Genomic DNA, 24,981 nt, shown 5'->3' on the forward strand with positions numbered 1-24,981 from the left:
GCCATGGGCGTTAACATGGAAGGACGCGCAGACCGCTTGCGGTGCGCGTCCTTCCACACTCCCTCCCCGAGAAACCTGATGAGAAAGCCGGTATGCGAGTTCTAGCAGCCATGAGTGGCGGAGTCGATTCCGCCGTCGCCGCAGCACGGGCGGTCGAGGCCGGCCACGACGTCGTCGGCGTCCACCTGGCGCTCTCCCGCATGCCCGGCACGCTGCGGACCGGAAGCCGCGGCTGCTGCACCATCGAGGACTCCCGCGACGCCTACCGCGCCTGTGACGTGCTCGGGATCCCGTACTACGTGTGGGACTTCTCGGAGCGCTTCAAGGAGGATGTGGTCCAGGACTTCATCGACGAGTACGCCGCGGGCCGGACCCCGAACCCGTGCATGCGCTGCAACGAGCGCATCAAGTTCGCCGCGCTCCTGGAGAAGGCCGTCGCCCTCGGCTTCGACGCCGTCTGCACGGGGCACTACGCCAAGGTGATCGAGGACGAGAACGGCAACCGCGAACTCCACCGTGCCGCCGACTGGGCCAAGGACCAGTCCTACGTCCTGGGCGTCCTCACCCACGAGCAGCTCAAGCACGCCATGTTCCCGCTGGCCGAGACCCCGTCCAAGGCGGAGGTCCGGGCCGAGGCGGAGCGCCGGGGACTCTCGGTGGCCAACAAGCCGGACAGCCACGACATCTGCTTCATCCCCGACGGCGACACCGCCGGCTGGCTCGCCGAGAAGATCGAGATGGAGCCGGGTGACATCCTGGACGAGACCGGGGCCAAGGTCGGCGAGCACGGAGGCGCCAACGCGTTCACCGTCGGACAGCGCCGCGGCCTCAAGCTGGGCCGCCCGGCGTCCGACGGCAAGCCCCGCTTCGTCCTTGAGATCCGCCCCAAGGAGAACACCGTGGTGGTGGGCCCGCAGGCCCTCCTGGCGATCGACGAGATCCGCGGCATCAAGATCTCCTGGGCCGGCCTCCCGATCGCCGAGGTCGCCACGGGCGAGGAATTCCCCTGCCACGCCCAGGTCCGGGCGCACGGCGACCCCGTCCCGGCCCGCGCACGGGTCGAGGAGCGCGACGGCGCGCCGCAGCTCGTCGTGACGCTCGACGAGGCGCTCCGCGGCGTCGCCCCCGGCCAGACCGTGGTGCTCTACCAGGGCTCGCGCGTGCTGGGTCAGGCGACCATCGACAAGGCCCGTTCGCTCCAGCGCGCCGAACTCTGAGGCGGGGCCGGGGGAGCCTGCGGGGTGATGTCTGTCCCGACGGAGCGGGTTCCCGGAAGCGGCGCATCGCACGCCAGAGCGAGGAACGAGCGGCGGCTAAGAGAGCAGCAGGGGTACCCTGCCGAGCTTGCGAGGCCGGGGCGGCTGCGAACGGTGTCTAAGCCGCGAGGGAATCTCCTCCGACGGTGGACCTGACAAGCCCACCCACCCCCGCCTCGCCCGTCCCACTCAGCGGACGGCCGCCCTGGTTGCCACTCGGCGTCAGTAAACTGGTTCCCATGACCGCGGAGCACCACATCAGCCAGGCCTTTGATTTCGATCCCGAAGCGAGCTCGCTCGCCGGGGAAGTGGACCAGAGCGTGATGGACGAACTGCTCACCATCCGGTCCAGCATCGACAACATCGACGCCACGCTCGTGTTCCTCCTGGCCGAGCGGTTCAAGGCCACCCAGCGCGTCGGCGTCCTGAAAGCCCGCCATAAGCTGCCGGCCGGTGACCCGGGTCGTGAGGCGGCGCAGATCGCCCGCCTGCGCGCCCTCGCCACCGAGGCGCATCTGGATCCGGCCTTCGCCGAGAAGTTCCTGAATTTCATCATCAGTGAGGTCATCCGGCACCACGAGGCCATCTCCGCCGACCATGAGCGCCAGGCCGGGCAGGCCGGCTCCCCGGCGTGACCGCCGAGCAGCGGGGCCTGAGCGGCACCCGCGTCATCGGGTCCGCCCACGGCCCCTGGCCCGGGACCGACCCGCTCGAAGCCACGCGGGCGGTGCGCGGAGAACTCGGCGCACCGCACGCGGCTCCCTTGGCCGAGCTGCCGTCCCGAGGCGTGGGCTCCGATGCGACCGGACGCAGCGCCGCCCTGCTCGCCGGACTGTCGGCCGATGTGCAGCCCCATGGCTGGCGCCTCAGTGAGGCCGGTTCCGCGGACCACCGACGGGCGCTCTCGGCGCTCGCCACGGACCTGCAGGTGCTCGCCGACGTCGCCGGGGCGGAAGAGGCCGCGCCCGGGCCCCTCAAGCTCCAGCTGCTCGGGCCCGTGACCCTCGCGGGTTCGCTGTATCTGCACCATAGTGAACGCGTGATCTCCGACCACGGCGCGCGCCGTGATGTGGCGCAGGCCCTCGCGGAGGGGGTTCTGGATCACGTGGCCGCCGCCCGGCGAGCGGTCCCCGGCGCCGAGATCGCCGTCGTCGTGGACGAACCCCTGGTGACGGAGGCACTGGCCGGAACCATCCCCACCGCGAGCGGCTACCGCACTCTGCGCTCGACACCCGGCGAGGAGGTGACCGCCTCCTGGCGTCTCCTGGTGGAGGCCCTGCACTCCGCGGGGGCCACCGAGGTCGCCATCGCCGTCCCGGGGGTCGAGGCGCCGCTGGACCGGATCGTGCAGGCGGGCGCGGACGGGGTGGGCCTGAAGACGGCGGGCCTCACGACGCGCCAGTGGGAACGGCTCGCGGGGCTGCTCGAAAGCGGCAGGACCGTCTGGGCGGACTGCGTGCCGCTGACGGTCGCCCCCGGCCAGGAAGCCCGCACGACGACGGCGCTCGCGGACTCGCTGCTGCGCACCTTCCGTGATCTGGGGCTGCCGTCCTCCCTGATGACACGGTTGCGCCTCCTGCCGGAATCACGCTTCGTCTCCGAACGGGGCGGACAGAGCCGCACCCCCGAGGAAGCCCTCCGGACCCTGCGGCGCGTCACCGCCCTGGCGGACTCGCTCGAGCAGTCCATCGCCTCCTGACCGGGCGAATCACCGCTGACGACACGGATACGACAAAGGCCCGGACGTTAAGGGAAGATGGGTGCCATGAAGGGACGCATTCTGGTAGTTGACGACGACGAGGCACTGGCCGAGATGATCGGCATCGTGCTGCGCAACGACGGCTTCGACCCGAGCTTCTGCGCTGACGGCGCCCAGGCTCTCAGCGCCTTCCGCAGCGCCAAGCCGGACCTCGTCCTGCTGGATGTCATGCTGCCCGGTTCGGACGGCATCGAAGTCTGCCGTGCCATCCGGGCGGAGTCGGACGTCCCGATCGTCATGCTGACCGCCAAGTCGGACACCACCGACGTGGTCCGCGGCCTGGAGTCCGGCGCCGACGATTACGTCCCCAAGCCGTTCAAGCCCGCTGAACTCGTGGCCCGCGTCCGCGCCCGCCTGCGCCCGGGCGACCAGAAGGCCCCGGAAACCCTCAAGATCGGGGACGTCTCCATCGACGTCGCCGGTCACACGGTGACCCGTGCCGGTGCGCCGATCTCCCTGACTCCGCTGGAATTCGACCTTCTCGTGGCCCTGGCCCGCAAGCCCTGGCAGGTCTTCACCCGGGAGCTGCTCTTGGAGCAGGTCTGGGGCTATCGCCATGCCGCGGACACCCGCCTGGTGAACGTCCACGTCCAGCGGCTGCGGTCGAAGATCGAGAAGGACCCGGAGTCCCCGGAGATCGTCCTGACGGTGCGCGGTGTCGGATACAAAGCCGGTTCCTGAGCCAGGAGATCCCGCAGGCCCCGCGACGGCAGGCCCCGCGACGTCAGGGCCGGGCAAAGCCCTGGTCCGGGTGCTGCCCGCCGCCCAGGCCTCATGGCCCGCGACTGCCGAGCCGGCCGCCGTCGTCCCCGAAGGCCAGGACACGAGCGGCGTCCTGAAACGCTACGGCGGGCGGAGCGGACGGCTGGTCCGCCTGTTCGCCCTCCGGACCCTGGCGATGCTGCGGCGCGCCGCCCGGATGCTCTGGCGCGGAGTCACGTGGCTCGGTGGATCCCTGATCCACCGCTGGCGCCGGTCCCTCCAGTTCCGCACGGTGCTCGTCACGGTGCTGCTCGCCTCCGTCGCCCTGGTGGCGGTGGGTGCGTATCTGAGCAGCCAGATCGCCAGCAACCTCTTCCAGGAGCGCCTGCACCAGGCCGAGAGTGACACCCGGAGCAGCGTCGCCACGGTCCAGAACACGTTCGACGGCGCCCAGGTCACCGACCGTGCGTCCGCCCAGAAACTCGTGGGGGACACTCTCGCGGCACTGGACAGCAGGGGAAACCAGCTGAACCGGCGTTTCGTGTTCCTGGCCGTTCCGGACCAGACCCAGCCGCGGACCCGCTGGGTGGACTCGCGGAGCTCCAACGACATCGGCCTGAGCGTCCTTCCGGACGATCTGCGGGAAGCGGTCCAGAAGGCCGGCCATGAACAGTACTGGGCTTCCACGGCGCTCCCGATCAAGGGCGGAACCGCACCCGCGATCGCCATCGGCAACAAGGTGTCCTTCAATGGCAGCGTGTACGAGCTGTACCTCATCTACGACATCTCCTCCGCCGAGACCACGCTCAACGACATCCAGAACGTGCTGCTGATCGGCGCCGGCGTCCTCGTGGTCCTGATCGGCGTGCTCGCCTGGTACGTGACGAGCGCGGTCGTGCGGCCCATCAGTCACGCAGCACATGTGTCCGAGAACCTCGCGTCCGGGCAGCTCCAGGAGAGGATGCTGGTCAAGGGAGAGGACGAGGTCGCCCGTCTGGGGGCCTCCTTCAATCACATGGCCGCGAGCCTGCAGGAGCAGATCACCCAGCTCAACACGCTGTCCCAGATGCAGCAGCGCTTCGTCTCGGACGTGTCCCACGAACTGCGGACTCCGCTGACCACGGTCCGCATGGCGGCCGATGTGCTGTACGAGTCCCGCGAGGATTTCGATCAGATCAATAAGCGTTCGGCGGAACTCCTGCACACACAGGTGGAGCGGTTCCAGTCCCTGCTGGCCGATCTGCTGGAGATCTCCCGCTACGACGCGGGCGCCGCGCAGCTGGACGCCGAACCACTCGATCTCGCCGCCCTCATGGGCCGCGTGATCGAGGGTGCGGAACCCGTCGCGCAGGAGTACGGCTCGGCGGTCCGCCTCCATGCGCCCTCCGGAGGGGTCGTGGTCGAGATGGATGCGAAACGCATCGAACGGATCCTCCGGAACCTCCTGCTGAACGCACTGGAGCACGGCGAGGGGCGGCGGGTCGACGTGACGGTCGCCGCCAACGACGAGGCGGCCGCGGTGACCGTGCGGGACTACGGCCTGGGCCTGGATCCCGCGCAGGCGGCGCGCGTGTTCGACCGGTTCTGGCGGGCCGACCCGGCGCGTGCCCGCTCCACCGGTGGCAGCGGGCTCGGTCTGTCGATCGCGCTGGCCGACACCAAACTGCACAACGGCTGGCTCGAGGCGCGCGGCCGCAAGGGGGACGGAAGCACCTTCCGTCTCACCTTGCCACTGAAGGTCGGCGGCGCCATCGTCGAATCACCGCTTCCGGTGGACAACTACCAGCCCGCTGAGGCGCCTGTGAGTCTGCCCCGCTTCCTGCCGCCCGCCTTGCCGGCCGGGTCCGGCATCGTCGAACGGCACGTCGAGGAGATCAGCCCGGAGGAGCCCCGATGACGCGGATACGGTGCACCACGGACCACCCGGCCGCTGCGCGCAAGACGCCCGCGGTGGGTGCGGTCCGGCACGCTCTGGGCCACGCGCGACGCCGGGGCGCACCCCGGGTGCGGTCTGCCCTCGCCCTGCTGCTCGCCGTCGTCGTGCTTCTGACGGCAGGAGCCTGCGCCTCGATCCCGCGGTCCGGCCCGGTCAGCAAGAGCCAGGGTGATTCCGCCCCGCAGGTCAAAGACCCGCAGGTTTTCTACCCGCCGGACCCGGCCCCCGGCGCGTCCGAGGATTCGATCATCGAAGGTTTCTACAACGCGGGCAACAGCTATAAGGACGACTACAAAGTCGCCCGCCTGTACCTGGCGCAGAACACCGCGACCACCTGGAAGCCGGAGACGGACACCTTGGTGTACCGCTCCGCGAAGGTGGTGCCCGGCGCCAAGGACCGCGAGTTCTTCTACGATCTGGACCTCGCCTATGAGGTGGACGCCCAGGGCATCGTGACCACCCATCCGAAGGGGACGCACCGGCGGGTCCCGCTGAGCCTGGCGAAGGTCGACGGCGAGTGGCGCATCACCCAGGTGGGGGACGGGACCGTCATCCCGCTGGACGTCTTCCAGCGCCTGTACGATCCGTACACGCTCTACTTCTACGATCCGAGCTTCCGCTACGCCGTGCCCGATGTCCGGTGGTTCCTCACCCGTTCCACCACCCCGACCTCGATCGTGAGGGCGATCCTGGCAGGGCCGGCGCCGCATCTGAAGGGTGCGGTGGTGAGCGCATTCCCGGAGGGGACCCGTCTCGCCAAGGATTCGGTGCCGATCGTGTCAGGCACCGCGCAAGTGGATCTCACCGCGGGACTGCTGCAGAGCTCCGTGACGGACCGGCACCGGATGCTGAACCAGCTGACCATCGCGCTCCGGGCCCCCGCGTCCGTGGTGAACGTGCAGCTGCTGGCCGGGTCCACCGCGCTGACGATGGACGGCTCCGACTCCGTGGTGCCGCCCATTCTGAACGCCACGGTCCCGTCCTGGCAGGTGTCGGTGCTGCAGAAACAGCTCGGGATCTACGACAACAACAAGGCCGAACGGGTGAAGGGACTGGACACCGCGGCGTACAACCCCCGCAATCCGGCCGTGTCCTACACACAGGACAGCTTCGCCTTCCTCAACCAGCAGCGTTCGGCCCTGTACATGGCCACCGCGGGCAAGACGGTGAAGGACGTCCTGGACGGCTCGGAGCTGCTCCGGCCGAGCTTCGATCCGCAGGGCTGGGTCTGGAGCGGGAACGGCGGCCCGGGGGATGGGAAGCTCATCGCGTTCAACTCGGACAACGCCTTCGGCCCCGCTCCGCCGGCCTCCGTCTCGCTGGCCCCCGACTGGCTGCGCGGTCAGATCGTCAAGGACGCCCAGCTGTCCCGGGACGGCACCAGAATCCTGATCCTGACCGGCAAGGGCGAGGGCACCAAGGTCCTGATCGCCGGCGTCATCCGCGGGGCCGACGGCACCCCACGAGGCCTGACGACGCCGCTCCAGCTGTCGGACGGGAAGAACGTCACCCAGGGCGCCTGGGTGAGCGACACCCAGGTCCTCGTCGCCAACACGTCGGGATCCGGCGCCGAGTCGCCCCTCCTGCTGTCGTTGCGCAGTTTCCAGAGCCAGAGCCTGTCCGACGTGGTCGGCCTGCGCGGCATCAGCGTCGGCAACGGCATCCAGGACATCTATGTGCAGACGGCCACCGGGCTGGCGCAGCGCGTGGGCAACACGTGGGTCCAGCAGGGCGCGGGCGTGAAGGACCCGAAGTTCGCGGGCTGAGGCCGTCCCTCCCGGCGTGAGGGTGGCCCGTGTCGGAAGGGGCCTTGTGGAAGTGAGCCCTGTGCGGATCGTCATCCACAGGGCGGGATCCGGGCCTTCCGGGGCCCACCGGTCCTGGCCAGGATCGACGCATGGGTTCCTTCACACAGCCGGTCCACCGGACCGGGCGGCGCGCGGCTGATCGGACCGGGCCGTCACGGGCCGTGGCGGTCTCGATCGAGGGGCTGTCCGCGATGGCGAGTCTGGTCACCGGCGCGGAATGCGTCGCTTGCGGGCAGACCGAGGTGGTGCTCTGCACGGCATGCCGCAGCGAGCTGCACGCTCAAGGGCTGTCCCCGTTCGCGGCAGGTCATCGGGCGCCGGCGCTGGCGGACCGCCCGGAGTGGACGGTGCTGGCAGCGGCGGACTACGGAGGCGTCGTCTCCCAGGTGGTGCTGGCCCAGAAGCGGCGCGGCCACCGGGTGCTGACGCGGGAGCTCGGGGCTCTGCTGCATCGGGCGATGTGGGCCTTCGCAGGAAAGGCCCGAGGCGCCGTCGGCCCGGAGCGGCCGGGTGAGCTGTGGTTCGTCCCGGTGCCGAGCAGTGGGGCATCCTTCCGCAAGCGCGGTTTCGATCCATTGGCTCTGGTGCTGAGCGGCTGTGCCGCCACCGGGCTGCCGCCCGACAGTGTCGTGGTGCCCGTGCTCGCCGTCCGTGGCCTTCCCGAGCGCCTCGCGCATGCGCTGCTGGCAGCCGCCCGTCCGCGCGACGGCGACGGCGCGCCGGAACCGCCGCTGCGCAGGCTGGGCCGTGCGCTGCTCAGTACGTTGCCGGGGCCGGGCAACGGGCAGAAGGGGCTGGGGGCTGCGGCTCGTCGACGCCGTCTGGCGGGCAGCATGCGGCTCTCCCGGGCGTTCCGGTGCGCCTACGGAGCCGATGCGCTGAAGGGCGCCCGCTGCGTCCTCGTGGACGATGTCCTGACCACCGGAGCCACCCTGGCCGAGGCCGGGCGGGTGCTGCAGGGCGCAGGGGCCAGGGTGCTCGGTGCGGTGGCGATCGCCGCCACAAGGCCGCCGGCGGACCGGGGGAGTTCCCAGGAAGAAATAAGTGAACAAGGGATGAATTACTGAGCGCTATCCACTAACGTCAGTACTGGGTACCAAGCCAAGAAGGTACCTGTCGATAGCGGCTCGGAAAGGGGCTCGACTGTCAAACAGACCGGCCCCAGGAACCAGCCGTCGTCGTGCCACCGAAACACTGTGGAGGACACCATGGAGTTCATGATCAGCGGCCGCAACGTGACTGTATCGGACCGTTTCCGCGAGTACGCGAGCGAGAAACTCTCCAAGCTGGAGACGCTGGGCGACAAGGTCCAGCGGATCGACACGAAGGTCTCCAAGAAAGCCCACTCCCGGTCGGCGGATAACGATCTCACCGTCGAGGTCACTGTTCTGGGACGTGGCCCGGTGATCCGGGCTGAGGCTGTTTCGGGTGATAAGTTCGCGGCCTTCGACCTGGCCTATGGCAAGCTCCTCGAGCGCCTGCGCCGGGCCAAGGACAGGCGCAAGGTGCATCATGGCAGGCACACCCCGCAAGCGGTGCATGAAGCCACCGCAAGCCTCGAACCACCGGCTCCGGAATCCCCTGAGGCTCCGGCGCCTTATGAGATCCCCAATGACATCCCCGCGGGTGACTCGCCCGTCCTGATCCGCCGGAAGGTCTTCCCCGCCACCACCATGACGGTGGACGAGGCCGTGGACAACATGGAGCTCGTGGGTCACGCCTTCTACCTCTTCGTGGACAAGGAGACCGAACAGCATTCCGTGGTGTACCGTCGCACGGGATGGACCTACGGCGTCATCACTCTCGATCCCGAGTGCACCGAGGCCGAGGGCCAGGAGAAGATCCACGCCTACCGCTCCGACGACGAGGATGCGGTGGTCGTCGCCTGACGGAAGCGCGCCGTAGGACGGGCGCGCAGGACAGACTAGGAGCACCGTGCCGGAAACGCTGACTCTCGCCCAGGCGAGAAGAATCGCCTTAGCGGCACAGGGACTCTCCAAGGAACGGCCCACGGGCCCCGCCACGGCGAGGTCGGTGGGCCGTTCCTTCGCTCAGATGCAATTGGTGCAGATCGACTCGGTCAACGTCCTGTCCCGCAGCCATTACCTGCCGTTCTTCTCCCGCCTGGGTGCGTACGACAAGGCTCTGGTGGACCGGATGTCGCAGAAGGCTCCGCGCAGCATGATGGAGTTCTGGGCCCACGAGGCCAGCTTCATCCAGCCCGGCCACTTCGATGCGCTGCGGCACTGGCAGCGTCGCCGCTGGGTGAGTGCCGAGCACCTCGACGCCACCCAGCGGGAGCAACTGCGGGAGAACATCCTGGAGGTGCTCGGCCGCTCACGGCCGCTGACCGCCTCCCAGCTCACGGAGCGGCTCGGACACGTCGAGGAGAAGCGCAACGACCACTGGGGCTGGAACTGGAATGCCGTGAAGGTGGTGCTGGAGTACCTGTTCGCGCGCGGCGAGGTCACGTCGGCGGGCCGGACCGATCAGTTCGAGCGCCGCTACACCCTGACGGCCCGGGCGTTCCCGCTCTTCGAAGCACAGCAGGGTCCCGATCTCCACGATCCGGCCGCCCGCGAGGCGTCCCTCGATCTCCTGGTGGAGGCTTCCGCCAGAGCCCACGGCATTGGCACAGTCAAGTGCCTCGCGGACTATTTCCGGCTTCCGGTCCGCCCCGTGGGCGAAGCGCTCGAGCGGCTGGCCGCGCGCGACGTCGTGCGTCCGGTCGACGTCGACGGCTGGGGGAGCGGGCTGTACCGGCATCTCGGGGTCAAGCTGCCGCGCACGGCTTCCGGGCAGGCGCTGCTGAGCCCGTTCGATCCGATGGTGTTCGAGCGCACCCGCCTGGAGCGGCTTTTCGGTTTCCACTACCGGATCGAGATCTACACCCCGGCCCACCGGCGTCGTTACGGCTACTACGTGCTGCCATTCCTGCTCCGTGACACGATGGCGGCCCGGGTGGACCTGAAAGCGGACCGCGCGGCGTCGCGTCTCGTGGTGAGGGGCGCCTACGACGAACCGGGTGCCCCGTCGGACACGGCCGTCAGATTGGCCGAGGAACTCCGGACCATGGCGGGCTGGCTGGGACTGGATGCGATCGAGGTCGAGGGGAGCGACGACTTCACCGTGCAGCTGAAGCGTTCGCTGTAGGCGCATTCGACCCCGCAGACGGGAACCCTGGGCGGTTCCCCCACGTGTCTCACGTAGACTGAACACGCCGTGAACGGCATGCCAAGACACGCGTATCGATTGGGAGTACCCGCACGTGGCCTCACTTCTTGAAAAACTCTTGCGCACCGGCGACAAGAAGACGCTCAAGCGTCTCCGCAACTATGCGGACGCCATCAATGCACTTGAGGATTCCTTCACAGGCTTCACCGATGCCGAACTCCGTGCTGAGACGGACCGGCTGCGGGAACGCCACGCGGATGGCGAGTCGCTGGACGCGCTGCTGCCGGAGGCCTTCGCCGCCGTCCGTGAAGCGTCGGCCCGCACCCTTGGCATGCGGCACTTCGACGTTCAGCTCATGGGTGGCGCCGCACTGCACCTCGGCAACATCGCCGAAATGAAGACCGGTGAAGGCAAGACCCTGGTCGCCACCGCCCCCGCATATCTGAATGCGCTGGCCGGCAAGGGCGTGCACGTGGTCACGGTCAACGACTACCTCGCCGAGTACCAGTCCGAACTCATGGGCCGCGTCTACCGCTTCCTCGGTCTGACCAGTGGCTGCATCCTGGCCAATCAGGACCCGGCGCTGCGCAAGGTCCAGTACGACGCCGACATCACCTACGGCACCAACAACGAATTCGGCTTCGACTACCTGCGCGACAACATGGCGTGGGACAAGTCCGAGCTGGTGCAGCGCGGTCACAACTTCGCGATCGTCGATGAGGTCGACTCCATCCTGATCGATGAGGCGCGTACCCCGCTCATCATCTCCGGTCCCGCCCAGGGCGACGCCAACCGCTGGTACGGCGAGTTCGCCTCTCTCGTGCAGAAGCTCGAAGAAGGCCGCGATTACGAGGTCGACGAGAAGAAGCGCACCGTCGGCGTCCTGGAGTCCGGCATCGCCAAGGTCGAGGACTACCTCGGCATCCACAACCTGTACGAGTCCGCCAACACGCCGCTCATCGGGTTCCTCAACAACGCCATCAAGGCCAAGGAACTGTTCAAGCGGGACAAGGATTACGTCGTCATGGACGGCGAAGTCCTCATCGTCGACGAGCACACGGGCCGTGTGCTGGCCGGCCGCCGGTACAACGAAGGCATGCACCAGGCGATCGAGGCCAAGGAGAAGGTCGAGGTCAAGCCCGAGAACCAGACCCTGGCGACCGTGACCCTGCAGAACTACTTCCGCATGTACGACAAGCTCTCCGGCATGACCGGCACGGCCGAGACCGAGGCCGCGGAGTTCATGTCCACGTACAAGCTCGGCGTGGTGCCGATTCCCACGAACCGTCCGATGCAGCGCATCGACCAGCCTGACCTCGTCTACAAGAACGAGGTGGTCAAGTTCGACGCCGTCGTGCAGGACATCGTCGAGCGTCACGAGAAGGGCCAGCCGGTCCTCGTGGGCACCACGAGCGTCGAGAAGAGCGAATACCTCTCCCAGAAGCTGGCCAAGGAGGGCGTCCGCCACGAGGTCCTGAACGCCAAGAACCACGCTCGCGAAGCGGCGATCGTCGCCGAAGCCGGCCGCAAGGGCGCCGTGACGGTCGCAACGAACATGGCCGGCCGTGGCACGGACATCATGCTGGGCGGCAGCCCCGAGTTCACCGCGGTCGCGGCTCTGAAAGCCCGTGGCCTGGATCCGGAGGAGAACCCGGAAGAGTACGAGGCCGCCTGGCCCGAGGCTCTGGAAGCCGCGAAGAAAGCGGTCAAGGACGAGCACGAGGAAGTCCTCGAGCTCGGCGGCCTCTACGTGCTCGGCACGGAGCGTCACGAGTCCCGTCGTATCGACAACCAGCTTCGTGGCCGTTCCGGCCGTCAGGGCGACCCGGGCGAGTCCCGCTTCTACCTGTCGCTGACGGACGACCTCATGCGTCTGTTCAACTCCGGCGCCGCGGAACGTCTGATGGCGTCGACCCTCGACGACGAGACCGCCCTGGAGTCCAAGATGGTCTCGCGCGCGATCGCTTCGGCGCAGGGCCAGGTCGAGGGACGGAACGCCGAACAGCGCAAGAACGTGCTCAAGTACGACGACGTCCTGAACCGCCAGCGTGAGGCCATCTACGGTGACCGTCGCCGGATCCTCGAAGGCGACGACCTGCATGAGAAGGTCCAGTTCTTCCTCGAGGACACCATCAACGCGGTGATCGACGACGCGACGGCGGAGGGTCACAGCGAAGAGTGGGACTACGACGTGCTCTGGAGCAACCTCAAGACGCTCTACCCGATGACCCTGAGCCAGAAGGACATCTTCGACGAGGCCGGTGGAAAGAGCGGGGTGACCGCGTCCTTCCTCAAGGAGGAGATCCTCTCCGACGCCCGCCTTGCCTACGAGGCGAGGGAGAAGCAGCTCGGCAGCGAGAACATGCGGGAGTTCGAACGCCGCGTGGTCCTCTCGGTGATCGGCCGCAAGTGGCAGGAACACCTCTACGAGATGGACTACCTGAAGGAGGGCATCGGTCTCCGGGCCATGGCCCAGCGTGACCCGCTCGTGGAGTACCAGCGCGAGGGCTACACGCTCTTCCAGGCCATGATGGCCGGCATCCGCGAGGAGTCGGTCGGCTTCCTGTACAACCTTGAGGTGGAGGTCACCGAAACCCCCGCCGCCGAGGCCGCTTCGGAGCCGCACATCCATGCCGCAGGCCTCGAAACGCCGGAGCAGCCCGCGCAGCTGCAGTACTCCGCCCCCGGCGAGGACGGCGAGACCGAGACCCACGTCGAACGGAAGGACTCCGCCACGGAGGCCACCCGCGACTCCAGGTCCGGAAACCCCGCACGCAGTGGCGGCAAGAAGGGCAACCGCAAGCGTCGCTAGCACCACGAGGTGACGCCCGGACGGTAAGACCCGTCCGGGCGTCACCCGATCTCCAGGGCCGTCACGATCTAGGAAGTACGCCGTGCTTCCATCCGGATCGCGACGGCCCTGGTGCGTTTCCGGCACCGGACCACGGCGGTCGCCTCGACGATCTGGGACGTGGGGCATTGGGCATGGATGCTCTGAACGTGCGCGTCGGCGTAGGGCGAAGTGCGGCTTCGTCCGAAGTGTTCCTGTGACTCCTGAACCAATGCCCTGCGGAGCTGCAGCGATGCGAACAGCTCAGGCTCCATCCAGCGGGAGAGCTGTTGCAGAGGACGACTGCCGTTCAACGCCTCCATGATGGCCTGCACGAGCCGGTGCACCTGGCCCTTGAGCTGGCTCAACCGCCGGGCCTCGTCGAGGGACGCCGGCGCCGGAGGCGGTGCCGAGCGTGGCGGGGTGATGGTGCGGAGGGTCACCGCCTCGTCGCGACCCGTCGAGGGCGTGGGGTCTGGCCTCATCGCTGGTGGATCTCCCGCCGTCGAAGGTGTCGACGCGAACGGTGTCATGTGGTGCACTCCTTTGGAGAGGGGTGGTGGCCCGCGGCCGAGGACGGATGGCTGCTCGGGCCCGAGCGACAGGCTGCGGGCCGGGATCCGAGGCGGCGTAAGGTGAGGCGCTGACTGAGGTGGCGCTGACTGAGGTCGCGCTGAGAAGCCCGGTCATGTCACTGCCGCGCGGGGACTCTCAGGACGGTTCCGGGCAGGAGACGATCCGGGTCCGGCCCGATGACCTCGTGATTGGCGGAGTACCACTGGGGCCAGAACCGTGCGATCTCCAGATCTGTCGCGCTCGGACCGAGCTCTCTGGAGGCCAGGATCCACAGGGAATCCCCGGGCCGGACCACCACCTCGCGGTGTGATGCCTGAACGCCGGAGGGGTGCCGCCGGGGTTCCGGTGCCATGAGCCCCGGCTCTGCGGTGACGGTCGAGGGCGTCCATCCGGGATCGAGCGAATCGGACCCGTGGAGAGGTACCGGAGGACGATCCCGGGTCGTCGCCGTCGTCCCGTCCAGACTTTCGGACCGAGAGGTGTCAGCAGTCCAGTTCGGATCGAGAGCATCCGTCGGATGAGATCGCCCCGCAGCCTCGGGCGTGGTGCTCAGCCCACTGACCGCATTTGCGGAACGGGGCAGAGGAGAACGGGACGGACCGGGAGAGTTCGGAGGACTCAGAGCCGGCGCGTCGAGGGCGGCCGAGCCGGCCGAGAGGGCCATACCGGATGGGGCCATGGCGGCCGCTTGAGCTCCTGAAGGGCCCAGAAGGGTGAGACCCAGGATCGCCAGAGCCAGGCGCCGCATGAACGCCGGTGTCCACTGTCCGAGCCGCTTCGAGGATACGTGCCGTCCGCGCAGCTCACAGGCGGCAGCGAGGAATGCCATCGACATGGACAGCAGCCACCAGATCACGGCGGCTGACCCGGCCCAGAAGGCGAGCGACCCCACCAGTGTCTCCAGCCGAAGGTTCGAGGCGTCCGGCCCCACCCAGCGCAGGGGGTTCACGGCCGCGCGCCCGGACCAGCCGACCAGAAGGAGCAGAGAGCCCGTAGCCAGGACGCACAAGGACAGCATCGCCTCGGTCCGCCCCGCAGCGGGCGCTGTCGGTAGGGAGTGGGTCGCTCTGAGGCTCATATAGTCTCCTTTGATGGAGTTTGATGCGATTTGATGAAAGTAGATACATCTTGATCCGCTTCGGTGGGTTTGTCCAGAGCATGTTCGATCAGGGGTGACTTTTGAATGACAAAGCACCGGCACTACCGTGCTCGCATGCGCTGGGGACTGCTGTTCGGAGACATGGAAGCCCAACTGGAGGAGGCTCTGCGCCTGGACCGCGAGTCCAGTGCCGGCGAGCTTGAACGAGCGGAGTTCGCCCGGGTGCTGTTCCTGGAACGGCTGCGGGGTGCGGAGACCCGCCTAGTCACCCTGGACATCCCAGGGGTCGGTCGCCTGGACGGTGTGGTGCGGCGAGTCGGCGCGGACTGGCTGATGGTGGAGGGCGGAACGGCGGACTGGCTCGTTCCCGTCCGCTCCATCAGGTGGGCCACGGGGCTGATGCGATCCACCATGTCCCCTGCGGATGCCGTCTGGGGGCGTTTGGGGATGGCCGCCGCGCTGAGGACGGTGTCCCGTGACCGCTCGACGGTGAGGGTGTTTCTGCAGGTTGAGGGCTCGGACCCCGTGGCGCTGTCAGGCGTGATCGCGCGGGTGGGCGCCGACTTTCTGGAGCTCTGGGACGCCGCGGGCAGCGAGTCAGGACGGCGTCAGGACGTGGCCGCGATCCCGTTCGCAGCCGTCAGGGCCGTCCGGAGCGGGATGGGGCCAGGGGCGTTCCGCGAGTCGTGATGTGAGGGTCGTCAGGCTTCAGAGCGCGGCGTCAGTTCGCCGGGGAGCTCTCCGAGGTCGACGAGGGATTCTCAATGCTGAGCCTGGTCTGTTCGTACTGCTCCTGGATGTACTCCTCGAGCTTTTCGGCTTCGATCCGCCAGACACCGCGGCCGCCCACCCGGATGGCCTTGAGCTGCCCGCTTCTCACCAGCGCGTAGGCCTGCGAGGAGTTGATCTGGAGAATCTCCTCCACATCGGCGAGGGTCAGGAAGCGGCGCATGCCCCCATTCTGCCATCTTGTGGACACGCGCGGTGGTCGGTTATCCATAGAGACGGATCACAGGGAGTCAATCGACTGAAACTTTCGTCAATGATGATGAATACTGATCCAGCACAGGCGCGATCCTCGCCTGTGGAAAGGAGAGATTCGTGAGTGAGACGCCTTCGACCCGGCTGAGGAAGCCGTCCTGGAAAGATCCTCGTCTGCTACTGGGTCTGCTTCTGGTGCTCTTGTCCACGGTGGGCACGATCAGCCTGGTCGCCGGGCTGGACAGAGGCGTGGAAGTCTATGTGGCGCGGAAGGGGATCCCTGTTGGCGAGCGGCTCACGGCGGACGACTTCGACCGGGTCACGGTCCGACTCGGAAACGCGGAGGGGCAGTATGTCAGGGCGGATGAGGCGATCCCGGACGGAATGATCGCCACGGCATTCGTGGGGAAGGGGCAGCTCGTTCCCCGGAGCAGTATCGGCGCGGTGCGCGCCCTCACCAGCAAGCCCGTGGCCGTGTCCGTCGACGGGGTGCTGCCCGAGCAGCTTCAGGAAGGCGCCACTGCCGACCTCTGGGTGGCGGCTCCGGACGAGCGCAATGGTTTCAGAGAGCCACGTCTGGTGGTGCGTGCCGGGGAGGTGGTCAAAGTGGTGCAGAGCCAGCAGACGTTCGGCTCGACCGCGTCCCAAGTCGTCATCGTGCTGATTCCTGACGCCCAGTTGCCACAGGTCCTCGCGGCGCAGGCGAACAAATCCAGGATCTCGCTGGTCTGGAACCCTGCCGGGCGGGCCTCGTGACGGTGAGCATCGCCGCCCACGGCTCTGGTTCGGGGGTTCTGGCGGAGCAGTTGAACGGTCGGCGCCATGGCGCGTTCCGGGTGGTCCGGCAGAGTGAGAGCCTCGAAGAGCTGATGGGGGCGTGTCAGGCGGGCCTTGCCCAGGTCGCGCTGTTCGTCGGCGACGACCATTCCCTCGACGCCACCACGGTGGACCGGCTCAGGGCTCTCGGAGTCATCGTGCTCATCCTGAGCCCTGACCGGGTCGAGCGAGAGCGTCTGTCCAGGGTCGGGGCGGTGACGCTGCCGGCTGACGCAGGCGTCGCGCAGGTGGAGGAGATCCTCTCTTCTGCGTTGGATGTGCCGGGCCGGCGGTCGGACCCGCCTGCTGTGACGGGCGACGGCGGTGCGCCGGGTCCCCGGATCCGGCCTGGTATTTCGTGGGCGAGAGTGGGACACTCGGGCTTCGCCGTGCAGCCCTCGCCGGATTCGACAGGGCCGACAGCTCCCGTCAGCGCAGATTCCGGCGGCGTGGAGTCAGAAGGCACGGATTCAGAAGGCTCGAACCCCGGAGAAGGATCGCGCGTGACCAAGGGCTCGGGCCGCAACCGTCCCGACGGGACGAGGTCCGCGGAAGAACATCCGGGGCCGCCCGGAGTCCTCGCCGTGTGGGGGCCGGCCGGAGCACCCGGAAGGACGACGGTGGCGGTCAATCTCGCCGCCGAGCTGGCGATGGAGGGGCGACGTGTCGTCCTTCTCGACGCCGACACGTACGGCGCGAGTGTGGCGTCCCACCTCGGACTGCTGGACGAGTCCGCGGGTCTCGCGCAGGCCTGCCGGCTGGCGGACCAGGGCCGGTTCGATGGGCCGGCACTCGAACGCTGTCGTGTTCCGCTGACCGTGGGGCAGGGCTCTCTTGACGTCCTCAGCGGGCTCACCCGCCCGGAACGGTGGACGGAACTCAGGGGGCCGGCGCTCTCCCTCGTCATCGACCTCTGTTCCTCGACCTATGACCACGTGGTCATCGACGTCGGATTCTGCCTGGAAGCGGACGAGGAACTCAGCTTCGACACGATGGCTCCCCGGCGGAATGCCGCCGCTCTCACGGCCCTCGGCGCGGCCGAACGGGTCTATGCGGTGGGGGAGGCGACGGCGGTGGGCCTGCCGCGACTGGTGCGCGCCATCCCCTCCCTGCTCGACGCTGCGCCGCAGGCCCAAGCGGTTGTGCTGATGAACAAGGTGCGACAGGATGCCGTCGGACGGTTTCCAGAGCGGCAGGTCCGGGAAGCGTGGGAACGCTTCGGACCCTCCCTGCCGATCGGGTCATTTCTGCCGTTCTCTCCGGAAATTGTGGACATCGCGCTGAGGAATGGGAACGTCCTGGCCGAGTCGGCTCCGCAATCGGAACTACGCCGGGCGGTCCGATCCGTCGTTTGTGCACCTGCACAGCGTTCTCGGAAATCCTCTGTGTTTTACACCACGACGCGGTGGATGGGATCGCGCTAGGCTCGCCACTAAGACCGCAATGAAGCGGTGAATCATTCTCCCTGGAGGCGTGCAACGTGTCGCTGGCAGACAGCAATCCGACGATGACCAAGGAAACGGTCGACACTTTCCTGGACAACTACTACCAGCACCTCGCTCCCGAGGACCGGGCGCGCTACGACGCGGATGTGCTCCGCGAGCGGGCGCTCGCCCATCACGGTCTCGGAAGCCGCCGCTCTCCGGAGCAGGCACTGGTCGAGGTCCGGACCGAACCCGGCTGCAGCGTGGTCCTGATCGTCACGGATGACATGCCGTTCCTGGTGGACTCCGTCGTCGCCGAGCTGGTCCGTCAGCACCGCGCCATCCGGCTCGTGGTCCACCCGATGCTCGTCGTGCAGCGCGACTCCGACACCCACGAGGCCGGGAAGATCTCGCAGGTCCCCGCGCACGTGGGCCAGACCAGTGGTGACACCGCCGCCATCCCGTCGCTCGCCGCCTTCGTCGCCGCCGAAGGCGCCACCACGCGCCTCGAGTCCTGGATCGCCGTCGAGATCGATCGTGCCGGCGAGGACGAGGCCGCAGAGCTGGTCTCCGGCCTCGAAAAGGTCCTTCACGACGTCCGCACCGCCGTCGAGGACTGGCAGAAGATGCGCGACAAGGCCTCCGAGGTCGCCGATGAGCTGGGACAGCTCCCCGCGACGGCCGGCATCCAGGACGTCGCCGGCGCCCAGGCGCTCCTGCGCTGGATGGAGGACGACAACTTCACCTTCCTGGGCTACCGCGAATACGACCTCCTCGACGTCAATGGCGAGGACGTCCTGGAGGCGCACGAAGAAGGCGGCCTCGGCCTCATGCGGAGCCTCGGCGATTCGCCGAAGATCCAGCACCTGACCGATTCCGGTCGGTCCAAGGCCCGCGAGAAGCGCGCATTGGTGATCACCAAGGCCAACTCGCGGTCCACGGTGCACCGCGCCGCGTACCTCGACTACATCGGTATCAAGAGCTTCGACGCCGCAGGCAATGTGACGGGCGAGCGCCGCTTCATCGGACTCTTCTCCACGAACGCGTACACCGGTTCCGTGCGGACCATCCCGATCATCAAGGACAAGGTACGGGCCGTCCTCGAAGCGTCCGGTTTCCCGACCGAGTCGCACTCGGGCAAGGACCTCCTCGGCATCATGGAGACCTACCCCCGCGATGAGCTGTTCCAGATGGATGTGCCGGAGCTCGTCGCCACCACGCAGGCCATCATGCTGCTGCAGGAGCGCCGCCGCACCCGCCTCTTCCTTCGCCCGGACATCTACGGACGCTTCATGTCCGCGGTGGTCTTCATCCCGCGCGACCGGTACACCACCTCGGTGCGTCTCCGCCTGCAGGACGAGCTGACCCGGACCTTCGACGCCGTCTCGATCGATTTCGAGGCACGCATGAGCGAGTCCGCTCTCGCCCGGGTGTTCTTCCGCATCCGTCTGCCGAAGGGCGCCGATCTGAGCGCATTCGACACCGAAGGTCTCGAAGAACGACTGGTGCGGGCCGCCCGTTCGTGGTCCGAAGGTCTGGGAGAGGTCCTCGGCGAAACCTATCCGGAAGCGGCGGCGGAACGTCTGGCCTCCCAGTGGAGCGAAGCCTTCCCCGCCAGTTACCGCGTGGATTACGAGGTGGAGGACGCGCTGGTCGACATCCAGCGCTTCGAAGACTGCCTGGCCAATGCGGCCGCGCAGGGCGGCGACCACGCCGTCGAGCAGCAGATCCAGCTGCACGCATACCTTCCCGAAGGCGCCGGCGAGATCCTCGAAGAGGACGCCCGCGTCAAGATCTACTTGCTCGCTCCGAGGAGCCTCAGCAAGATCCTGCCGGTGTTCCACAACCTGGGTCTCGAGGTGCTCGACGAGCGCCCCTTCGAGATCGAGACCAAGGACGGCCAGGACTTCTTCCTGTACGACCTCGGCCTGAAGTACCCGGCCGGCACCGATCCGCTGGGCAGCAGCGACCTGCTCGCGGAATCGTTCTCCGCCGCACTGAACGGCACCATCGAGTCCGATCGCTTCGACCGCCTCGTGCTCGCCGAGGGCATGACCTGGCGCCAGGTGCTCATCCTGCGCAGCTACGCCAAGTACATGCGTCAGATGGGCAACACGAACTCGTACGGTTTCATCGCCGACACGCTGCTGGCCAACGCCGAGGTCACCCGTGGCCTCGTGGCCCTGTTCGAGGCCCGCTTCGATCCTGCGCTGCCCACCGCCGGCGGAGAGCTCGACGACGACGGCCGCGCCGCCGCCATCGAGCAGGCTCACGCCGCGCTGGAGGAAGCCGTGGCCGGCGTCGCGACGCTGGACGCCGACCGCGTCCTGCGGACATTCATCAACCTGATCGATCAGACGCTCCGCACCAACTACTACCAGGGCAAGGACTACCTCAGCTTCAAGCTCAACCCGGCCGGCATCGAAGGGCTTCCCTTCCCGCGCCCGGCGTTCGAGATCTGGGTGTACTCGCCGCGGGTCGAGGGTGTCCACCTGCGCTTCGGCGCCGTGGCCCGTGGTGGCCTGCGCTGGTCCGACCGGCGCGAGGACTTCCGGACGGAGATCCTGGGTCTGGTGAAGGCCCAGATGGTCAAGAACGCCGTGATCGTTCCGACGGGCGCCAAGGGCGGGTTCTTCGCCAAGCAGCTGCCGGATCCCTCCGTGGACCGTTCCGCCTGGATGGCCGAGGGCATCGAGAGCTACAAGACCTTCATCCGCGGTCTCCTGGACATCACGGACAACCTGGTGACCGACGCTAACGGCGAGCACGTGGTGGCGCCGCGCGACGTCGTCCGGCACGATGCGGATGACAGCTACCTGGTGGTCGCCGCCGACAAGGGCACCGCGTCCTTCTCCGACATCGCCAACGCGATCTCGGCCGAGTACGGTTTCTGGCTGGGCGACGCCTTCGCCTCCGGCGGTTCCGTGGGCTACGACCACAAGGCCATGGCGATCACCGCCCGCGGTGCGTGGGAGTCCGTGAAGCGGCACTTCTCGGAGCTGGACCTCGACACCCAGAGCGAGGACTTCACTGTGGTGGGCGTCGGCGACATGTCCGGCGACGTGTTCGGCAACGGCATGCTCCTGTCCAAGCACATCCGGCTGCTGGCCGCCTTCGACCACCGGCACATCTTCCTGGACCCTCAGCCCGACGCCGCGTCCTCCTTCGCGGAGCGCAAGCGCCTGTTCGAGCTGCCGCGTTCGTCCTGGGACGACTACAACCGGGATCTGATCAGCGCCGGTGGCGGGGTCTTCCCCCGTTCCGCGAAGTCGATCCCGATCTCCGCTCAGGTCCGCGTGGCCCTGGGTCTGCCCGACGGCACCGAGGCGATGAGCCCGCCGGAGCTCCTCAAGGCGATCCTGCTGGCCCCGGCCGACCTCCTCTACAACGGCGGCATCGGGACCTACGTCAAGGCCAGCACCGAAAGCCACGCCGAGGTCGGGGACAAGGCCAACGACGGCATCCGCGTCGACGGCCGTGACCTGCGCGTCAAGGTCGTCGGTGAGGGCGGCAACCTCGGCATGACCCAGCGCGGTCGTATCGAGGCGGCTCTCCAGGGCGTCATCCTCAACACCGACGCGATCGACAACTCGGCCGGCGTCGACTGCTCCGACCACGAGGTCAACATCAAGATCTTCATCGATCGCATGGTGTCGGCAGGAAAGCTCGATCCGGCGGAACGCGCCGCCTTCCTGGCGTCCATGACGGATGAGGTCGGCGAGCTGGTGCTCGAGGACAACATCGAGCAGAACATCCTCCTGCTCAACGACCGCACCCGCGTCGCCGAGTGGAGCCCCAGCTACGAGCGGCTCATGGACTGGCTCGATGTGAAGGCCGATCTCAACCGTGAGCTCGAAGCGCTGCCCTCCACCGAGGTGCTGCGCCAGCGCCTGGCACAGGGCCAGGGCCTCACCTCACCGGAGCTGTCCGTGCTCGCGGCCTACGCCAAGATCGAACTGGCCGACGCCCTGCGCGACAGTGACCTCGCGGATGACCCGTGGTTCGGCTCGACGCTCCGCGCCTACTTCCCGAAGGCTCTGGCGGAGCGGTTCGACGCCGAGCTGGACAGCCACCCGCTGCGCCGCGAGATCATCGCGACCGTGGTGGCCAACGAGATGATCAACGTCGGCGGCATCACGTTCGCGTTCCGCGCGATCGAGGAGACCTCGGCGACCGAATCCGCCGTGGCGAAGGCCTTTATCGCCCTCCGCGAGATCTACAAGCTGCCGGAGATGCTGAACGCTCTGAACAGCCTGCCGGCGTCGTTCCCCACCGCGCACTGGACCACGGTGCACCTGGACATCCGGCGGCTCCTCGACCGTGCCGTGCGCTGGCTGGTGGCTGACGGCGCGACGAGCGCTCCGGTCGCCGACATCGTGGCGGACTTCGGCCCGAAGGTCGCCGCTCTGCGCGGCCGGCTCGCTGACTACCTCCGGGGCGAGGACCTCGTCCGCTTCGAAGCCTGGCGGAACCGTGCCAGCTCCTGGGGTCTGCCGGAAGAGCTCGGCATCCGTTGGGCCGAACTCTTCGAGAGCTTCCCGCTCCTCGAGATGGCGCGGATCTCCCGCCAGACCGGCGAGAACATGGACGATGTGGCACGCGTGTACTACACGGTCTTCGATCGCTTCCACGTGGACTCCCTGCTCGAGCGCATCAGTGCCCTCCCGCGGGACGACCGCTGGCAGGCCCTGGCCCGTGCGGCGCTGCGCGACGACCTCTACTCGACGGTCGCCGACATGACCACGTCGGTCCTCGGGGTCAGCCAAGGGGAGACCGCTCCTGACGACCGCCTGGCTCAGTGGGAGGAACGGAACGCCGAGCAGCTGATGCGTGCCCGGAACATGTTCGAAGAGGTCAACTCGCTGGAGAAGGACGACATGGCGTCTCTCTCGGTAGCATTGAGGCTCTTGCGTTCCATCGTCCGGCACTGATCGAGGAGACTCCCCGTGGCCATATTCACTGATCCCATCAAGGAACATGCTGATTTCGGCCCCGGGGACGCGGAGTGGCTCCATCTGCTGGTCGGTGACTGGCAGATGGTGGCCGACCTCGCCTTCGCCGACCTTGCTCTGTGGTTCCCGGATCCCGAGCTCGGGTTCGTGGCCCTCGCTCACGTGAGGCCGTCCACGAGCCACACCGTGTTCCACACGGACTTCGTCGGCGAAGGCATCCGCTCCGATCTTCAGCCCCTGGTGGAGCGGGCCTGGAAGTCCCGCCACATCGAGCGGTCCTCCGAGGCGGCCTGGAGCAACGGTGACTCGGCACTTCGGGTGGAGGCCATCCCCATGGTCCGCAATGGCCGGACCCTGGCGGTGGTCACGTCTCACCTGGATCTCTCGAGTTCGAGGATGCCGTCACGGCTCGAACTCACCTACCGGCAGTGCGCCTATGACCTGCTCAAGATGGGCACGCAGGGTCTCTGGCCGGATTTCGCCTCCCCCACGGGATCGCGCCGTGGCGCACCGCGCGTGGGCGACGGACTGATCCGCTTGGACGCGGACGGCATCGTGCAGTACGCCAGCCCCAACGGAGTGTCCGCCTTCCGACGGCTCGGTGACATCGAGTCGTTGGAGGGCCGGTCCCTCGCGGAGGTCACCGCCGGCCTGATCAAGGACCGACGGCTGGCCGACGAGACCCTGCCGCTCGTGGTCACGGGCCGGATGCCGCTCCGCAGCGAGATCGAGTCACGGGGTGTTTCGCTGACGCTGCGGGCGATCCCGCTGCGCGATGGAACCCACCGGTTCGGCGCCCTCGTCCTGTGTCGCGACGTCTCCGAGCTCCGGCGCCGCGAGCAGGAGCTGGTGAGCAAGGACGCCACCATCCGGGAGATCCATCACCGGGTCAAGAACAACCTCCAGACCGTCGCGGCTCTGCTACGGATGCAGTCGCGGCGCATGGTGAGTGACGAAGCCCGTCAAGGCCTGGAGCAGGCGATGCGCCGGGTGGCGACGATCGCACGCGTCCACGAGACCCTGTCTCAGGGGCTTTCACAGGTGGTCGATTTCGACGAGCTCATCAGCCCTCAGTTCCGGCTGTCGGCGGAGGTCGCGTCTCCCTCGCAGAAGGTGAGCACGGAACTGACCGGTGAATTCGGCAAGCTGCCGAGCGACCTCGCCACCCCGCTGGCCCTGGTGATCAACGAACTGGTCACCAATGCGGTCGAACACGGCCTGCAGGATCGTGAAGGCACCGTCTGGCTCGACGCTCGGCGCAGCGTCACCGACGCGGGGGAGCGTCAGCTCACCGTGACCATTTCCGACGACGGCGTGGGGCTGCCGCCCGAGGCGGAGCCGTCCGCAGGTCCCGGCCTCCTCGGCGGGACCAGTGGGGGACTCGGCCTGCAGATCGTGCGGACCCTCATCACCTCGGAATTGCGGGGCACGATCCGATGGCTGGCCCGAGAGGGCGGCGGAACGGACGTCCGCTTGGTGATCCCCCTCGACGCCTGACGCCATGCGGTCCGCCGGGGCTGTCCCGGATAACCCGGGCCGGGTTCATCTTCGACGCCGACCTCCAGCAACATGTTCGGCCGGAGACACCACGACAACGCAGTGGCGGGCCGGAACCCTCAGGTTCCGGCCCGCCACTGCGTTGTACTGCTCAGAGTTGTACAGCTCAGA

Annotated in this window: 18 protein-coding genes; 15 read left to right on the forward strand and 3 right to left on the reverse strand. The window is 67.9% G+C overall.

Annotated elements, in window-relative coordinates:
* Positions 1-92: 92 nt before the first annotated feature.
* From mnmA to secA, 10 genes are all read left to right on the forward strand, one after another.
* Positions 93-1,217, forward strand: a complete 1,125-nt coding sequence (gene mnmA, locus BLV63_RS07165; RefSeq protein ID WP_066211112.1) for a tRNA 2-thiouridine(34) synthase MnmA — start codon at positions 93-95, stop codon at positions 1,215-1,217.
* 278 nt (positions 1,218-1,495) lie between these two features.
* A complete protein-coding gene (locus BLV63_RS07170; RefSeq protein WP_066211110.1) occupies positions 1,496-1,891 on the forward strand; it encodes a chorismate mutase in 396 nt (131 codons plus the stop codon).
* Complete coding sequence (locus BLV63_RS07175) at positions 1,888-2,955, forward strand: uroporphyrinogen decarboxylase/cobalamine-independent methonine synthase family protein (protein ID WP_254780508.1); 1,068 nt, start codon at positions 1,888-1,890, stop codon at positions 2,953-2,955. The genes BLV63_RS07170 and BLV63_RS07175 overlap by 4 nt, the downstream gene beginning before the upstream one ends.
* A gap of 66 nt (positions 2,956-3,021) precedes the next feature.
* Positions 3,022-3,696: an MtrAB system response regulator MtrA gene (gene mtrA / locus BLV63_RS07180; RefSeq protein WP_066211108.1), complete on the forward strand. Its 675-nt coding sequence runs from the start codon at positions 3,022-3,024 to the stop codon at positions 3,694-3,696.
* Positions 3,697-3,913: 217 nt separating this feature from the next.
* Positions 3,914-5,614, forward strand: a complete 1,701-nt coding sequence (mtrB, locus tag BLV63_RS07185) for an MtrAB system histidine kinase MtrB (protein WP_082724056.1) — start codon at positions 3,914-3,916, stop codon at positions 5,612-5,614.
* On the forward strand, positions 5,611-7,419 hold the full coding sequence (locus BLV63_RS07190; RefSeq protein WP_066211104.1) for an LpqB family beta-propeller domain-containing protein: 1,809 nt from the start codon (positions 5,611-5,613) through the stop codon (positions 7,417-7,419). Before mtrB ends, BLV63_RS07190 begins: the two co-directional genes overlap by 4 nt.
* Positions 7,420-7,550: 131 nt before the next feature.
* Positions 7,551-8,528, forward strand: a complete 978-nt coding sequence (locus BLV63_RS07195; RefSeq protein WP_066211102.1) for a ComF family protein — start codon at positions 7,551-7,553, stop codon at positions 8,526-8,528.
* A gap of 141 nt (positions 8,529-8,669) precedes the next feature.
* Complete coding sequence (hpf, locus tag BLV63_RS07200; protein WP_066211970.1) at positions 8,670-9,350, forward strand: ribosome hibernation-promoting factor, HPF/YfiA family; 681 nt, start codon at positions 8,670-8,672, stop codon at positions 9,348-9,350.
* 46 nt (positions 9,351-9,396) lie between these two features.
* Positions 9,397-10,614, forward strand: a complete 1,218-nt coding sequence (locus BLV63_RS07205; RefSeq protein WP_066211101.1) for a winged helix-turn-helix domain-containing protein — start codon at positions 9,397-9,399, stop codon at positions 10,612-10,614.
* Positions 10,615-10,729: 115 nt separating this feature from the next.
* Positions 10,730-13,447: a preprotein translocase subunit SecA gene (gene secA / locus BLV63_RS07210; protein ID WP_066211100.1), complete on the forward strand. Its 2,718-nt coding sequence runs from the start codon at positions 10,730-10,732 to the stop codon at positions 13,445-13,447.
* Between the two features lie 68 nt (positions 13,448-13,515).
* Here the strand turns inward: secA and BLV63_RS07215 are convergent, their stop codons facing one another.
* Complete coding sequence (locus BLV63_RS07215) at positions 13,516-13,950, reverse strand: Rv3235 family protein (RefSeq protein ID WP_066211099.1); 435 nt, start codon at positions 13,948-13,950, stop codon at positions 13,516-13,518.
* A 206-nt stretch (positions 13,951-14,156) separates the two neighbouring features.
* Positions 14,157-15,119: a LysM peptidoglycan-binding domain-containing protein gene (locus tag BLV63_RS18340; protein WP_139244659.1), complete on the reverse strand. Its 963-nt coding sequence runs from the start codon at positions 15,117-15,119 to the stop codon at positions 14,157-14,159.
* 135 nt (positions 15,120-15,254) lie between these two features.
* On the opposite strand from BLV63_RS18340, the gene BLV63_RS07230 reads away from it, so the two are divergent.
* Positions 15,255-15,830, forward strand: coding sequence for a hypothetical protein (locus BLV63_RS07230; RefSeq protein ID WP_066211093.1), 576 nt, complete (start codon positions 15,255-15,257; stop codon positions 15,828-15,830).
* 31 nt (positions 15,831-15,861) lie between these two features.
* Here BLV63_RS07230 and BLV63_RS07235 read toward each other — a convergent pair whose 3' ends face one another.
* Entirely contained in the window at positions 15,862-16,092 is a 231-nt protein-coding gene (locus BLV63_RS07235) for a helix-turn-helix domain-containing protein (RefSeq protein WP_066211091.1), read from the reverse strand.
* A gap of 149 nt (positions 16,093-16,241) precedes the next feature.
* On the opposite strand from BLV63_RS07235, the gene BLV63_RS07240 reads away from it, so the two are divergent.
* The 4 genes from BLV63_RS07240 to BLV63_RS07255 all read left to right on the forward strand — a co-directional run bounded on the left by BLV63_RS07240 (position 16,242) and on the right by BLV63_RS07255 (position 24,810).
* Entirely contained in the window at positions 16,242-16,877 is a 636-nt protein-coding gene (locus BLV63_RS07240) for a hypothetical protein (RefSeq protein WP_066211090.1), read from the forward strand.
* Positions 16,874-18,361, forward strand: coding sequence for a CpaE/TadZ family protein (locus BLV63_RS07245; protein ID WP_066211089.1), 1,488 nt, complete (start codon positions 16,874-16,876; stop codon positions 18,359-18,361). The genes BLV63_RS07240 and BLV63_RS07245 overlap by 4 nt, the downstream gene beginning before the upstream one ends.
* A gap of 83 nt (positions 18,362-18,444) precedes the next feature.
* On the forward strand, positions 18,445-23,292 hold the full coding sequence (locus BLV63_RS07250) for an NAD-glutamate dehydrogenase (RefSeq protein ID WP_066211969.1): 4,848 nt from the start codon (positions 18,445-18,447) through the stop codon (positions 23,290-23,292).
* Positions 23,293-23,307: 15 nt separating this feature from the next.
* Positions 23,308-24,810 (forward strand): sensor histidine kinase, encoded by a 1,503-nt coding sequence (locus tag BLV63_RS07255; protein ID WP_066211087.1) that lies wholly within the window; start codon positions 23,308-23,310, stop codon positions 24,808-24,810.
* Positions 24,811-24,981 lie beyond the last annotated feature (171 nt).

The sequence above is a fragment of the Arthrobacter woluwensis genome (assembly GCF_900105345.1).
Taxonomy (GTDB): Bacteria; Actinomycetota; Actinomycetes; order Actinomycetales; family Micrococcaceae; genus Arthrobacter_E; species Arthrobacter_E woluwensis.